We start from the raw sequence: 17,063 nt of genomic DNA on the forward strand, positions 1-17,063 counted from the left end.
GACAAATTTGATTAAAGTATTAATAAATGGATAAAATAAAAACATTAGAATCAATACAAAATGCAAGAAGATCTCATGAAGCTCAAATGAGTAAAATTAAAACAGCAATAGACGGGGATAAAGTAGATGATCCAACCGCAGTTGCGAAGACCAAATGTGCTTTTGGTATGTGGCTATATGATGATGAAAATCATTTGCGAAATATTTTAGGCTCACTGTTCTATGATAAGATGGAAGAATTACATGCCAAATGGCATAATGAGTATTTTAAATTATTTAATATATTTTTTAAGGAAGAGAAAAAAAGTTTTTTCTCGAAAATAATTGGCTCTTCTAATGTTAGCGAGATGGAGTTAGATAAGGCGAAGCTTTACTACTCAGAACTTGAAGAAACTACACAAAAACTTTTAAAAGTTTTAGGCTCTTCTGAACGAAGAATTAGTGCTTTGCCGGAGTCTAAATTTCATTAAAATCAGATATTACAAGGCCTCTGAAGATAAAAGGAAAAAATGCAAGACTTACAAGAATATCCAAAATCTTTAGAAGGCTCAAAGTCACTGTTAGCAAAATACCTAAGCAAAGAAGTCTTCGAAGAGTTAAAAGATAAAGTAACATCTAATGGTTTTACATTGATTCAAGCAATTAACTCAGGTGTACAAAACCCTGATAGTGGGATTGGTGCTTATGTTGGAGATGAGGAATCTTATGAAGTATTTGCGGCACTATTTGATCCTATTATAGAAGAATATCATGGATTTAAGAAAGAAGATAAACATCAAAGTAACTTAAATCCAGATGATTTAAATGCTCCAAATGCAGATCCAACTGATGAATATATATTATCTACAAGAATCCGTGTTGGTAGAAATATAAAAAACATACCTCTTGGACCTGCCATAAGTAATGAACAAAGAGATGCAATAGAAAAAGATGTATCTGAAGTTTTAAGTGGTTTTGATAATAGTTTAGGGGGTAAATACTATCCTTTAAATAATATGAGTGAAGAGGATAGCAAATCACTGATTCAAGATCACTTTTTATTTAAAGCAGGAGATAGGTTTCTTGAAACGGCAGGCTTAAATAGAAACTGGCCAAATGGAAGAGGCATTTTTCACAACAATGAAAAAACATTTTTAGTCTGGATAAATGAAGAAGATGAACTTCGTATTATCTCAATGCAACAAGGTGGAAATATAAAAGAGGTATTTGTCAGACTTGTAACTGCTATAGATGCCTTGTCTGAAAAATTTGAATTTGCTTATAACGACCACTTAGGTTATATCACCAGTTGTCCAACAAATCTTGGAACTGCAATGAGAGCTAGTGTTCATATTAAGCTTCCAAATTTGGGAGATAAAATGGATGAATTTAAAACTATTGCAGATAAATATCATGTTCAAATAAGAGGTATTCATGGTGAGCATTCCCAGAGTGAAGGTGGTGTTTATGATATATCAAATAAAAGAAGATTAGGTGTTAGCGAGGTTGAATGTGTACAAGATATGTATGATGGTGTAGTCGCGCTGATAAAAAGAGAAAAAGAGTTGTCTTAGATTTTATGAATTAAATTATTATATTTTAATTAAAGCTAAAGAAATAGAAGTGTATTGTCCCTATGGACAATAGTAATAATTTATTTATTCTCCTATTATTACAATATTAAATTATTTTTGGAGAGATATCATGGCAACAGATGTAGCAATAGTAAGCAGTTTAGAAGGTAAATTTTTTGCAAAAGATCAAGATGGAAATGTAGTAGAGCTGAAGAATGGCGATACAATTTCTAAAGATATGACTGTTTTTGGAGATAAAAATAATCCTGCATCTGCAAATATTAAATTTGTTATGAATGATGGTGCTAATGAAATTGTTTTAACTGGAACTCAAGAACAAGCTTTTGATAGTTCTTTAAATGATGAACCAAGCCATGAAAGTGGTTTATCTAAAGAAAGCATAGAAAAAGCACTGATAAAAGAATTGTATGCTCAAGAAGATAAGACAGATACAAAAGAAGAAGATTTAGGTATCTTGGATGAAACAGCAGCTGGTGAAGAACAAGCAAAACAAAATGAAGGTGGAGAAGGGCAGTTTGTAGATAGAGATGCTATACAAACAGATGTAACTACAAAACTTAGAAGTAATAAATTTGAGTTAGATGAAAAACCACAAGAAGTTGAAAGAAAACTAATTGTAGAGCAAGAAGAAGATGGTAAAGTAGTAGATACAACAGCAACTGGAGCTCCAACAGTAACAATCACTGAAGATACAAACAATGATGGAAGTTTAGTTAACTCAGAAATCTCAGGTGATACAGATATAAGTATTGCTTTACCAGCTGGAGCATTAGCAGGTGATACTCTAAATGTAACTATAGATGGAGTAACTACTACAGTTACAATTACAGATGCAATGATAACTGCAAAGGTTTATACAACAAGTGTAACAACTCCTGCAGAAGGTGTAACTCTAAATGTAAGTGCAACAATTACTGACCAAGCTGGAAATACTTCAACTTCTTCAAGTGACTCAGCAACAAGAGCAGACCAAACAGCAACTGGAGCTCCAACAGTAACAATCACTGAAGATACAAACAATGATGGAAGTTTAGTTAACTCAGAAATCTCAGGTGATACAGATATAAGTATTGCTTTACCAGCTGGAGCATTAGCAGGTGATACTCTAAATGTAACTATAGATGGAGTAACTACTACAGTTACAATTACAGATGCAATGATAACTGCAAAGGTTTATACAACAAGTGTAACAACTCCTGCAGAAGGTGTAACTCTAAATGTAAGTGCAACAATTACTGACCAAGCTGGAAATACTTCAACTTCTTCAAGTGACTCAGCAACAAGAGCAGACCAAACAGCAACTGGAGCTCCAACAGTAACAATCACTGAAGATACAAACAATGATGGAAGTTTAGTTAACTCAGAAATCTCAGGTGATACAGATATAAGTATTGCTTTACCAGCTGGAGCATTAGCAGGTGATACTCTAAATGTAACTATAGATGGAGTAACTACTACAGTTACAATTACAGATGCAATGATAACTGCAAAGGTTTATACAACAAGTGTAACAACTCCTGCAGAAGGTGTAACTCTAAATGTAAGTGCAACAATTACTGACCAAGCTGGAAATACTTCAACTTCTTCAAGTGACTCAGCAACAAGAGCAGACCAAACAGCAACTGGAGCTCCAACAGTAACAATCACTGAAGATACAAACAATGATGGAAGTTTAGTTAACTCAGAAATCTCAGGTGATACAGATATAAGTATTGCTTTACCAGCTGGAGCATTAGCAGGTGATACTCTAAATGTAACTATAGATGGAGTAACTACTACAGTTACAATTACAGATGCAATGATAACTGCAAAGGTTTATACAACAAGTGTAACAACTCCTGCAGAAGGTGTAACTCTAAATGTAAGTGCAACAATTACTGACCAAGCTGGAAATACTTCAACTTCTTCAAGTGACTCAGCAACAAGAGCAGACCAAACAGCAACTGGAGCTCCAACAGTAACAATCACTGAAGATACAAACAATGATGGAAGTTTAGTTAACTCAGAAATCTCAGGTGATACAGATATAAGTATTGCTTTACCAGCTGGAGCATTAGCAGGTGATACTCTAAATGTAACTATAGATGGAGTAACTACTACAGTTACAATTACAGATGCAATGATAACTGCAAAGGTTTATACAACAAGTGTAACAACTCCTGCAGAAGGTGTAACTCTAAATGTAAGTGCAACAATTACTGACCAAGCTGGAAATACTTCAACTTCTTCAAGTGACTCAGCAACAAGAGCAGACCAAACAGCAACTGGAGCTCCAACAGTAACAATCACTGAAGATACAAACAATGATGGAAGTTTAGTTAACTCAGAAATCTCAGGTGATACAGATATAAGTATTGCTTTACCAGCTGGAGCATTAGCAGGTGATACTCTAAATGTAACTATAGATGGAGTAACTACTACAGTTACAATTACAGATGCAATGATAACTGCAAAGGTTTATACAACAAGTGTAACAACTCCTGCAGAAGGTGTAACTCTAAATGTAAGTGCAACAATTACTGACCAAGCTGGAAATACTTCAACTTCTTCAAGTGACTCAGCAACAAGAGCAGACCAAACAGCAACTGGAGCTCCAACAGTAACAATCACTGAAGATACAAACAATGATGGAAGTTTAGTTAACTCAGAAATCTCAGGTGATACAGATATAAGTATTGCTTTACCAGCTGGAGCATTAGCAGGTGATACTCTAAATGTAACTATAGATGGAGTAACTACTACAGTTACAATTACAGATGCAATGATAACTGCAAAGGTTTATACAACAAGTGTAACAACTCCTGCAGAAGGTGTAACTCTAAATGTAAGTGCAACAATTACTGACCAAGCTGGAAATACTTCAACTTCTTCAAGTGACTCAGCAACAAGAGCAGACCAAACAGCAACTGGAGCTCCAACAGTAACAATCACTGAAGATACAAACAATGATGGAAGTTTAGTTAACTCAGAAATCTCAGGTGATACAGATATAAGTATTGCTTTACCAGCTGGAGCATTAGCAGGTGATACTCTAAATGTAACTATAGATGGAGTAACTACTACAGTTACAATTACAGATGCAATGATAACTGCAAAGGTTTATACAACAAGTGTAACAACTCCTGCAGAAGGTGTAACTCTAAATGTAAGTGCAACAATTACTGACCAAGCTGGAAATACTTCAACTTCTTCAAGTGACTCAGCAACAAGAGCAGACCAAACAGCAACTGGAGCTCCAACAGTAACAATCACTGAAGATACAAACAATGATGGAAGTTTAGTTAACTCAGAAATCTCAGGTGATACAGATATAAGTATTGCTTTACCAGCTGGAGCATTAGCAGGTGATACTCTAAATGTAACTATAGATGGAGTAACTACTACAGTTACAATTACAGATGCAATGATAACTGCAAAGGTTTATACAACAAGTGTAACAACTCCTGCAGAAGGTGTAACTCTAAATGTAAGTGCAACAATTACTGACCAAGCTGGAAATACTTCAACTTCTTCAAGTGACTCAGCAACAAGAGCAGACCAAACAGCAACTGGAGCTCCAACAGTAACAATCACTGAAGATACAAACAATGATGGAAGTTTAGTTAACTCAGAAATCTCAGGTGATACAGATATAAGTATTGCTTTACCAGCTGGAGCATTAGCAGGTGATACTCTAAATGTAACTATAGATGGAGTAACTACTACAGTTACAATTACAGATGCAATGATAACTGCAAAGGTTTATACAACAAGTGTAACAACTCCTGCAGAAGGTGTAACTCTAAATGTAAGTGCAACAATTACTGACCAAGCTGGAAATACTTCAACTTCTTCAAGTGACTCAGCAACAAGAGCAGACCAAACAGCAACTGGAGCTCCAACAGTAACAATCACTGAAGATACAAACAATGATGGAAGTTTAGTTAACTCAGAAATCTCAGGTGATACAGATATAAGTATTGCTTTACCAGCTGGAGCATTAGCAGGTGATACTCTAAATGTAACTATAGATGGAGTAACTACTACAGTTACAATTACAGATGCAATGATAACTGCAAAGGTTTATACAACAAGTGTAACAACTCCTGCAGAAGGTGTAACTCTAAATGTAAGTGCAACAATTACTGACCAAGCTGGAAATACTTCAACTTCTTCAAGTGACTCAGCAACAAGAGCAGACCAAACAGCAACTGGAGCTCCAACAGTAACAATCACTGAAGATACAAACAATGATGGAAGTTTAGTTAACTCAGAAATCTCAGGTGATACAGATATAAGTATTGCTTTACCAGCTGGAGCATTAGCAGGTGATACTCTAAATGTAACTATAGATGGAGTAACTACTACAGTTACAATTACAGATGCAATGATAACTGCAAAGGTTTATACAACAAGTGTAACAACTCCTGCAGAAGGTGTAACTCTAAATGTAAGTGCAACAATTACTGACCAAGCTGGAAATACTTCAACTTCTTCAAGTGACTCAGCAACAAGAGCAGACCAAACAGCAACTGGAGCTCCAACAGTAACAATCACTGAAGATACAAACAATGATGGAAGTTTAGTTAACTCAGAAATCTCAGGTGATACAGATATAAGTATTGCTTTACCAGCTGGAGCATTAGCAGGTGATACTCTAAATGTAACTATAGATGGAGTAACTACTACAGTTACAATTACAGATGCAATGATAACTGCAAAGGTTTATACAACAAGTGTAACAACTCCTGCAGAAGGTGTAACTCTAAATGTAAGTGCAACAATTACTGACCAAGCTGGAAATACTTCAACTTCTTCAAGTGACTCAGCAACAAGAGCAGACCAAACAGCAACTGGAGCTCCAACAGTAACAATCACTGAAGATACAAACAATGATGGAAGTTTAGTTAACTCAGAAATCTCAGGTGATACAGATATAAGTATTGCTTTACCAGCTGGAGCATTAGCAGGTGATACTCTAAATGTAACTATAGATGGAGTAACTACTACAGTTACAATTACAGATGCAATGATAACTGCAAAGGTTTATACAACAAGTGTAACAACTCCTGCAGAAGGTGTAACTCTAAATGTAAGTGCAACAATTACTGACCAAGCTGGAAATACTTCAACTTCTTCAAGTGACTCAGCAACAAGAGCAGACCAAACAGCAACTGGAGCTCCAACAGTAACAATCACTGAAGATACAAACAATGATGGAAGTTTAGTTAACTCAGAAATCTCAGGTGATACAGATATAAGTATTGCTTTACCAGCTGGAGCATTAGCAGGTGATACTCTAAATGTAACTATAGATGGAGTAACTACTACAGTTACAATTACAGATGCAATGATAACTGCAAAGGTTTATACAACAAGTGTAACAACTCCTGCAGAAGGTGTAACTCTAAATGTAAGTGCAACAATTACTGACCAAGCTGGAAATACTTCAACTTCTTCAAGTGACTCAGCAACAAGAGCAGACCAAACAGCAACTGGAGCTCCAACAGTAACAATCACTGAAGATACAAACAATGATGGAAGTTTAGTTAACTCAGAAATCTCAGGTGATACAGATATAAGTATTGCTTTACCAGCTGGAGCATTAGCAGGTGATACTCTAAATGTAACTATAGATGGAGTAACTACTACAGTTACAATTACAGATGCAATGATAACTGCAAAGGTTTATACAACAAGTGTAACAACTCCTGCAGAAGGTGTAACTCTAAATGTAAGTGCAACAATTACTGACCAAGCTGGAAATACTTCAACTTCTTCAAGTGACTCAGCAACAAGAGCAGACCAAACAGCAACTGGAGCTCCAACAGTAACAATCACTGAAGATACAAACAATGATGGAAGTTTAGTTAACTCAGAAATCTCAGGTGATACAGATATAAGTATTGCTTTACCAGCTGGAGCATTAGCAGGTGATACTCTAAATGTAACTATAGATGGAGTAACTACTACAGTTACAATTACAGATGCAATGATAACTGCAAAGGTTTATACAACAAGTGTAACAACTCCTGCAGAAGGTGTAACTCTAAATGTAAGTGCAACAATTACTGACCAAGCTGGAAATACTTCAACTTCTTCAAGTGACTCAGCAACAAGAGCAGACCAAACAGCAACTGGAGCTCCAACAGTAACAATCACTGAAGATACAAACAATGATGGAAGTTTAGTTAACTCAGAAATCTCAGGTGATACAGATATAAGTATTGCTTTACCAGCTGGAGCATTAGCAGGTGATACTCTAAATGTAACTATAGATGGAGTAACTACTACAGTTACAATTACAGATGCAATGATAACTGCAAAGGTTTATACAACAAGTGTAACAACTCCTGCAGAAGGTGTAACTCTAAATGTAAGTGCAACAATTACTGACCAAGCTGGAAATACTTCAACTTCTTCAAGTGACTCAGCAACAAGAGCAGACCAAACAGCAACTGGAGCTCCAACAGTAACAATCACTGAAGATACAAACAATGATGGAAGTTTAGTTAACTCAGAAATCTCAGGTGATACAGATATAAGTATTGCTTTACCAGCTGGAGCATTAGCAGGTGATACTCTAAATGTAACTATAGATGGAGTAACTACTACAGTTACAATTACAGATGCAATGATAACTGCAAAGGTTTATACAACAAGTGTAACAACTCCTGCAGAAGGTGTAACTCTAAATGTAAGTGCAACAATTACTGACCAAGCTGGAAATACTTCAACTTCTTCAAGTGACTCAGCAACAAGAGCAGACCAAACAGCAACTGGAGCTCCAACAGTAACAATCACTGAAGATACAAACAATGATGGAAGTTTAGTTAACTCAGAAATCTCAGGTGATACAGATATAAGTATTGCTTTACCAGCTGGAGCATTAGCAGGTGATACTCTAAATGTAACTATAGATGGAGTAACTACTACAGTTACAATTACAGATGCAATGATAACTGCAAAGGTTTATACAACAAGTGTAACAACTCCTGCAGAAGGTGTAACTCTAAATGTAAGTGCAACAATTACTGACCAAGCTGGAAATACTTCAACTTCTTCAAGTGACTCAGCAACAAGAGCAGACCAAACAGCAACTGGAGCTCCAACAGTAACAATCACTGAAGATACAAACAATGATGGAAGTTTAGTTAACTCAGAAATCTCAGGTGATACAGATATAAGTATTGCTTTACCAGCTGGAGCATTAGCAGGTGATACTCTAAATGTAACTATAGATGGAGTAACTACTACAGTTACAATTACAGATGCAATGATAACTGCAAAGGTTTATACAACAAGTGTAACAACTCCTGCAGAAGGTGTAACTCTAAATGTAAGTGCAACAATTACTGACCAAGCTGGAAATACTTCAACTTCTTCAAGTGACTCAGCAACAAGAGCAGACCAAACAGCAACTGGAGCTCCAACAGTAACAATCACTGAAGATACAAACAATGATGGAAGTTTAGTTAACTCAGAAATCTCAGGTGATACAGATATAAGTATTGCTTTACCAGCTGGAGCATTAGCAGGTGATACTCTAAATGTAACTATAGATGGAGTAACTACTACAGTTACAATTACAGATGCAATGATAACTGCAAAGGTTTATACAACAAGTGTAACAACTCCTGCAGAAGGTGTAACTCTAAATGTAAGTGCAACAATTACTGACCAAGCTGGAAATACTTCAACTTCTTCAAGTGACTCAGCAACAAGAGCAGACCAAACAGCAACTGGAGCTCCAACAGTAACAATCACTGAAGATACAAACAATGATGGAAGTTTAGTTAACTCAGAAATCTCAGGTGATACAGATATAAGTATTGCTTTACCAGCTGGAGCATTAGCAGGTGATACTCTAAATGTAACTATAGATGGAGTAACTACTACAGTTACAATTACAGATGCAATGATAACTGCAAAGGTTTATACAACAAGTGTAACAACTCCTGCAGAAGGTGTAACTCTAAATGTAAGTGCAACAATTACTGACCAAGCTGGAAATACTTCAACTTCTTCAAGTGACTCAGCAACAAGAGCAGACCAAACAGCAACTGGAGCTCCAACAGTAACAATCACTGAAGATACAAACAATGATGGAAGTTTAGTTAACTCAGAAATCTCAGGTGATACAGATATAAGTATTGCTTTACCAGCTGGAGCATTAGCAGGTGATACTCTAAATGTAACTATAGATGGAGTAACTACTACAGTTACAATTACAGATGCAATGATAACTGCAAAGGTTTATACAACAAGTGTAACAACTCCTGCAGAAGGTGTAACTCTAAATGTAAGTGCAACAATTACTGACCAAGCTGGAAATACTTCAACTTCTTCAAGTGACTCAGCAACAAGAGCAGACCAAACAGCAACTGGAGCTCCAACAGTAACAATCACTGAAGATACAAACAATGATGGAAGTTTAGTTAACTCAGAAATCTCAGGTGATACAGATATAAGTATTGCTTTACCAGCTGGAGCATTAGCAGGTGATACTCTAAATGTAACTATAGATGGAGTAACTACTACAGTTACAATTACAGATGCAATGATAACTGCAAAGGTTTATACAACAAGTGTAACAACTCCTGCAGAAGGTGTAACTCTAAATGTAAGTGCAACAATTACTGACCAAGCTGGAAATACTTCAACTTCTTCAAGTGACTCAGCAACAAGAGCAGACCAAACAGCAACTGGAGCTCCAACAGTAACAATCACTGAAGATACAAACAATGATGGAAGTTTAGTTAACTCAGAAATCTCAGGTGATACAGATATAAGTATTGCTTTACCAGCTGGAGCATTAGCAGGTGATACTCTAAATGTAACTATAGATGGAGTAACTACTACAGTTACAATTACAGATGCAATGATAACTGCAAAGGTTTATACAACAAGTGTAACAACTCCTGCAGAAGGTGTAACTCTAAATGTAAGTGCAACAATTACTGACCAAGCTGGAAATACTTCAACTTCTTCAAGTGACTCAGCAACAAGAGCAGACCAAACAGCAACTGGAGCTCCAACAGTAACAATCACTGAAGATACAAACAATGATGGAAGTTTAGTTAACTCAGAAATCTCAGGTGATACAGATATAAGTATTGCTTTACCAGCTGGAGCATTAGCAGGTGATACTCTAAATGTAACTATAGATGGAGTAACTACTACAGTTACAATTACAGATGCAATGATAACTGCAAAGGTTTATACAACAAGTGTAACAACTCCTGCAGAAGGTGTAACTCTAAATGTAAGTGCAACAATTACTGACCAAGCTGGAAATACTTCAACTTCTTCAAGTGACTCAGCAACAAGAGCAGACCAAACAGCAACTGGAGCTCCAACAGTAACAATCACTGAAGATACAAACAATGATGGAAGTTTAGTTAACTCAGAAATCTCAGGTGATACAGATATAAGTATTGCTTTACCAGCTGGAGCATTAGCAGGTGATACTCTAAATGTAACTATAGATGGAGTAACTACTACAGTTACAATTACAGATGCAATGATAACTGCAAAGGTTTATACAACAAGTGTAACAACTCCTGCAGAAGGTGTAACTCTAAATGTAAGTGCAACAATTACTGACCAAGCTGGAAATACTTCAACTTCTTCAAGTGACTCAGCAACAAGAGCAGACCAAACAGCAACTGGAGCTCCAACAGTAACAATCACTGAAGATACAAACAATGATGGAAGTTTAGTTAACTCAGAAATCTCAGGTGATACAGATATAAGTATTGCTTTACCAGCTGGAGCATTAGCAGGTGATACTCTAAATGTAACTATAGATGGAGTAACTACTACAGTTACAATTACAGATGCAATGATAACTGCAAAGGTTTATACAACAAGTGTAACAACTCCTGCAGAAGGTGTAACTCTAAATGTAAGTGCAACAATTACTGACCAAGCTGGAAATACTTCAACTTCTTCAAGTGACTCAGCAACAAGAGCAGACCAAACAGCAACTGGAGCTCCAACAGTAACAATCACTGAAGATACAAACAATGATGGAAGTTTAGTTAACTCAGAAATCTCAGGTGATACAGATATAAGTATTGCTTTACCAGCTGGAGCATTAGCAGGTGATACTCTAAATGTAACTATAGATGGAGTAACTACTACAGTTACAATTACAGATGCAATGATAACTGCAAAGGTTTATACAACAAGTGTAACAACTCCTGCAGAAGGTGTAACTCTAAATGTAAGTGCAACAATTACTGACCAAGCTGGAAATACTTCAACTTCTTCAAGTGACTCAGCAACAAGAGCAGACCAAACAGCAACTGGAGCTCCAACAGTAACAATCACTGAAGATACAAACAATGATGGAAGTTTAGTTAACTCAGAAATCTCAGGTGATACAGATATAAGTATTGCTTTACCAGCTGGAGCATTAGCAGGTGATACTCTAAATGTAACTATAGATGGAGTAACTACTACAGTTACAATTACAGATGCAATGATAACTGCAAAGGTTTATACAACAAGTGTAACAACTCCTGCAGAAGGTGTAACTCTAAATGTAAGTGCAACAATTACTGACCAAGCTGGAAATACTTCAACTTCTTCAAGTGACTCAGCAACAAGAGCAGACCAAACAGCAACTGGAGCTCCAACAGTAACAATCACTGAAGATACAAACAATGATGGAAGTTTAGTTAACTCAGAAATCTCAGGTGATACAGATATAAGTATTGCTTTACCAGCTGGAGCATTAGCAGGTGATACTCTAAATGTAACTATAGATGGAGTAACTACTACAGTTACAATTACAGATGCAATGATAACTGCAAAGGTTTATACAACAAGTGTAACAACTCCTGCAGAAGGTGTAACTCTAAATGTAAGTGCAACAATTACTGACCAAGCTGGAAATACTTCAACTTCTTCAAGTGACTCAGCAACAAGAGCAGACCAAACAGCAACTGGAGCTCCAACAGTAACAATCACTGAAGATACAAACAATGATGGAAGTTTAGTTAACTCAGAAATCTCAGGTGATACAGATATAAGTATTGCTTTACCAGCTGGAGCATTAGCAGGTGATACTCTAAATGTAACTATAGATGGAGTAACTACTACAGTTACAATTACAGATGCAATGATAACTGCAAAGGTTTATACAACAAGTGTAACAACTCCTGCAGAAGGTGTAACTCTAAATGTAAGTGCAACAATTACTGACCAAGCTGGAAATACTTCAACTTCTTCAAGTGACTCAGCAACAAGAGCAGACCAAACAGCAACTGGAGCTCCAACAGTAACAATCACTGAAGATACAAACAATGATGGAAGTTTAGTTAACTCAGAAATCTCAGGTGATACAGATATAAGTATTGCTTTACCAGCTGGAGCATTAGCAGGTGATACTCTAAATGTAACTATAGATGGAGTAACTACTACAGTTACAATTACAGATGCAATGATAACTGCAAAGGTTTATACAACAAGTGTAACAACTCCTGCAGAAGGTGTAACTCTAAATGTAAGTGCAACAATTACTGACCAAGCTGGAAATACTTCAACTTCTTCAAGTGACTCAGCAACAAGAGCAGACCAAACAGCAACTGGAGCTCCAACAGTAACAATCACTGAAGATACAAACAATGATGGAAGTTTAGTTAACTCAGAAATCTCAGGTGATACAGATATAAGTATTGCTTTACCAGCTGGAGCATTAGCAGGTGATACTCTAAATGTAACTATAGATGGAGTAACTACTACAGTTACAATTACAGATGCAATGATAACTGCAAAGGTTTATACAACAAGTGTAACAACTCCTGCAGAAGGTGTAACTCTAAATGTAAGTGCAACAATTACTGACCAAGCTGGAAATACTTCAACTTCTAGTTCTGATAGTGTTACAAGAAATTGTTCTCCAGAAGCTCAAGACAGTAATATTACTTTAAACGAAGACACAACATATACATACAAGTTATCTGATTTTAATCACAATGATGTAGATGGTGATGCTATTAGTATAATTAGAATAGAATCTTTACCTACTTTAGGTGACCTTTACTATAATGGAATACTTGTTAGTTCTCCTGGCTTAGAAATAGATGCCTCAAATATAGGGTTACTTACATATAAACCATATGAGAATGATTCAGGTTCTGATGATTATTCTACTCAAGGTGTTGGGGAACAACAGAGTGATTATGCAAACTTTAATTTTAGTGTAAATGATGGAGATACATGGAGTAATTCAGTATCTGTTATGACAGTTGATGTTACTGCCGTGGCAGATGCTCCGACACTAGATATTACGAGTGCTACAACTACTAATCAGTTAATAACAATGGGAAATGTAAATACTACAAATAACGGATTTGAGATTAGTGCTAAAAAAGCAGATGGTTCAGACTCAACTATAAGCATTAACCAACAACAAGATGGATTTGGTGTTAAAGGTTCAGCTTCTGGTGCAGATAGTGAGTTAGGGCATGAAGAATCACTTGTTGTAAAATTTGATACAGATGTATCGTCTATTGATGTTTCTTTTTCATGGAAGCATAGTAGCGAAACAGCTAGGATTACATTTTACAAAGATGGTGTAGTAGTTGGTACCGCTACTCATAAAGGTGGTAGTAATGGTGTAGATGCTCCTGTTACATTTAAACCTGATAATGGTGCAAAATTTGATAAGGTTGTATTTAGTGCTCCTAATTCAGGGGATGATTATCTTATTCACTCTATAAGCTATGACAAAACTGAAACTGTGTCAAGTCCGTTAATTGTAGAGGAAGAAGATTCTGTAGCATTTAGTATAGCTTCTGTTCTTACTGATGTAGATGGTTCAGAGTCTCTGAAAGTTGAGTTAACAGATATTCCTATTGGATTTACTATATCAGATGATACAAATTCGTTTACAGCAACTGCTTCAACAACCAGTGTAGATATTACAAACTGGGATAAAAGTACTCTTACCTTGATGACTACAAATGTATCTGATACAACTACTTACACATTAAAGGTAGTCTCAACTAGCACAGAGTCTTCAAACGGAGATGTGGCTACTACAACTAAAGTTATTCAAGTAACAGTTACTGATACTAAACCAACAGCAGTAGCTGATAATGACAGTGTTGGTTTTGGTGGTGAAGCACATGGTAATGTTATAACAGGTGATGGTGGTTTAAATGCTGATATACTTGGAGAAGATTCAGTAGAACTTTCATCAATAACTTATGGAGGAACTACTTATTTATTTAATGGTAATAATACTATTACTATTAATGGAGCATATGGAGAGCTTATTATTAACAAAGATGGTAGTTATAGTTACGAATCAACGCAGAGCAACCCTATAGATGGCGTTTCAGAAGGATTTTCTTATACTATTATTGATTCAGATGGTGACAGTAGTAGTGCAATATTGACTATTAATCACGACAAAGACTTGACTCCAGTAAATGACACAGCAATTGTTAATGAGTCAGGATTATCTGATGGAACAAATGCAGGCGCACCAACAGAGATAGTCACAGGAAATTTACTTGATAACGATAATGGAGTAGGTGCAAACTCTTCAATAACAGAAATATCTAGTAGTGTTGATAGTGATAATAGTACTCAAGGGAATGGCATTTTAACAATAGATACTGAGCATGGTTCTATTACAGTTTATACGAAAGATTCAAATAGTCATAGAGCTGGTGATTACGAGTATGAGTTAACAGATGCATCAAGTGGTGATAATATTGTAGATAGTATAACTTATAGAACTGATGATGGAGATGGTACACAATCAACAGCAACTTTAAATGTAAGTATTGTAGATGATGCACCGATAGGAACAAATATAAATGAAGCATTGCATGATACATCAGGGGATTCTTTAACAACTAACCTTATTATAGTTTTAGATAGATCAGGAAGCATGGGTTGGGATATTGATGGTAATAAATCAGATAATTCTGATTTTGATGCAGACCAAGTTCGTATGGATATTGCAAAAGATGCACTAAAAAGTATGTTTGGTTCTTATGATAACTTAGGTAATGTAAATATCAAATTTGTTGATTTTTCAAGTGATGTTAATGAATCTGCTTGGTACAACGATGATGTTAATTCTGCAAATACTTACCTTGATGGTATAGATGCAGGTGGTGGAACTAGATATGATTCGGCTTTAAATGGTGTCATCGATGGGCATACTCAACCAGTTGCAGATAAAACCTTAGTTTACTTTATCTCAGATGGTGAGCCAAATAGTGGTCATGCAGTAGATGATACAGTTGTTTACGGTGGTTTAACTGGTAAGGCTGCTTGGGAAAATTTTTTAGATGACAATGGTGTAGATATATCTTATGGTATAGGGATTACAAATGGTGTTAGCCTAAGTAGTTTAGAGCCTGTTGCATATTCTAGTACAGATGGTAACACTGAACCTTATGCTATCAAAGTCTTAAATGCATTTGATTTAAAACAAACTCTACTTGATAGTGTTTCTGAAGGAGTTGTTCAAGGAGATGCATCTGCTCTTATTGGAAATGGGTCAGATGGTATAGTTCTTGGTGCTGATGGTGGTTCGATTACAAGTGTTGTTTACAATGGAGTTACATATAGTAGTACAAGTGGAGATACAGTAAGCATTACAACTACGCATGGTGGTATTTTAGATATTAACTTTTCAACAGGGAAGTATATTTATACTATAAACTCTAACGAAAGTATAAGCGGCGAAAAAGATACATTCTCAGTTACAGCGACAGATGGAGATGGAGATACCAAAACAGTTGATTTAGTAATTACGCTTGATTATGTGGCAGAGTTAGACGCTAATCGTGATTATGTAGTTACAAATACAACTGATGACTTAGTTATAGATGCAAGCCTATTAACACATAATGACTCTGGAACAAACAGTATTGATTCAGTTGATGGAACTAATGTTACTTTTGCAAATAATGAAGTAACTCTAAGTAACAATGCAAATGCTTTTGAATATACAGTTTCAAATCCAGGTAGTAGTGACACAGCAAAAGTAGAAGTAAGTTACGAAACTGGAACTACTCTAAGTGGGACTGATAAAGCAGAAACTCTTATCGGTAGTGCAAATGATGACAGGATAGTTCTTGGTGGCAATGATATTGCAGTTGATGGTGCGGCTGGTCTTGATACACTCATTTTAGAAAATGGTGTTGATTTAGATTTCTCAGATACTAACATCGCAAGTATTATTAATGTAGAAAAAATTGATATGACTGATAATGGAGCGCACACTATAAGTAACTTATCATTAGATGATATTTTGGATATGACAGAACCTGGAAACAGTTTAGAAATTATAGGTGATAGTGACGATAAAATAGAAGACTTAGATACTGCTGGTTGGACTGAAACAGGAGATACAACGGATAATGTATTTGAGTATAGTCGCGCAAATGCTGATGGTTCATCAGATAGCATAACATTAACAATAGATGAGCAAATAGATACAACAGGTATGTAACCTGATTGTAATAAAACTAAAAC

The 17,063-nt window shown here is 36.0% G+C and carries 3 protein-coding genes; all 3 read left to right on the plus strand.

Annotation, left to right across the window (positions count from 1 at the left end; genetic code table 11):
- Positions 1–26 precede the first annotated feature (26 nt).
- The 3 genes from MOV50_RS09210 to MOV50_RS09220 all read left to right on the plus strand — a co-directional run bounded on the left by MOV50_RS09210 (position 27) and on the right by MOV50_RS09220 (position 17,040).
- Positions 27–470, plus strand: a complete 444-nt coding sequence (locus MOV50_RS09210; RefSeq protein ID WP_321777612.1) for a CZB domain-containing protein — start codon at positions 27–29, stop codon at positions 468–470.
- A 39-nt stretch (positions 471–509) separates the two neighbouring features.
- The gene (locus MOV50_RS09215) at positions 510–1,553 is read left to right on the plus strand and encodes a phosphagen kinase (protein WP_321777613.1); all 1,044 of its coding nucleotides are present in this window, start codon (positions 510–512) and stop codon (positions 1,551–1,553) included.
- Between the two features lie 130 nt (positions 1,554–1,683).
- Positions 1,684–17,040 (plus strand): hypothetical protein, encoded by a 15,357-nt coding sequence (locus tag MOV50_RS09220; RefSeq protein ID WP_321777614.1) that lies wholly within the window; start codon positions 1,684–1,686, stop codon positions 17,038–17,040.
- Positions 17,041–17,063: the final 23 nt, after the last annotated feature.

Source organism: Sulfurimonas sp., assembly GCF_029027585.1.
Lineage (GTDB): Bacteria > Campylobacterota > Campylobacteria > Campylobacterales > Sulfurimonadaceae > Sulfurimonas.

Coding starts and splice junctions, on each gene's coding strand:
- MOV50_RS09220 (WP_321777614.1), top strand. CDS start 1,684: ATGGCAACAGATGTAGCAATAGTAAGCAGTTTAGAAGGTAAATTTTTT.
- MOV50_RS09215 (WP_321777613.1), top strand. CDS start 510: ATGCAAGACTTACAAGAATATCCAAAATCTTTAGAAGGCTCAAAGTCA.
- MOV50_RS09210 (WP_321777612.1), top strand. CDS start 27: ATGGATAAAATAAAAACATTAGAATCAATACAAAATGCAAGAAGATCT.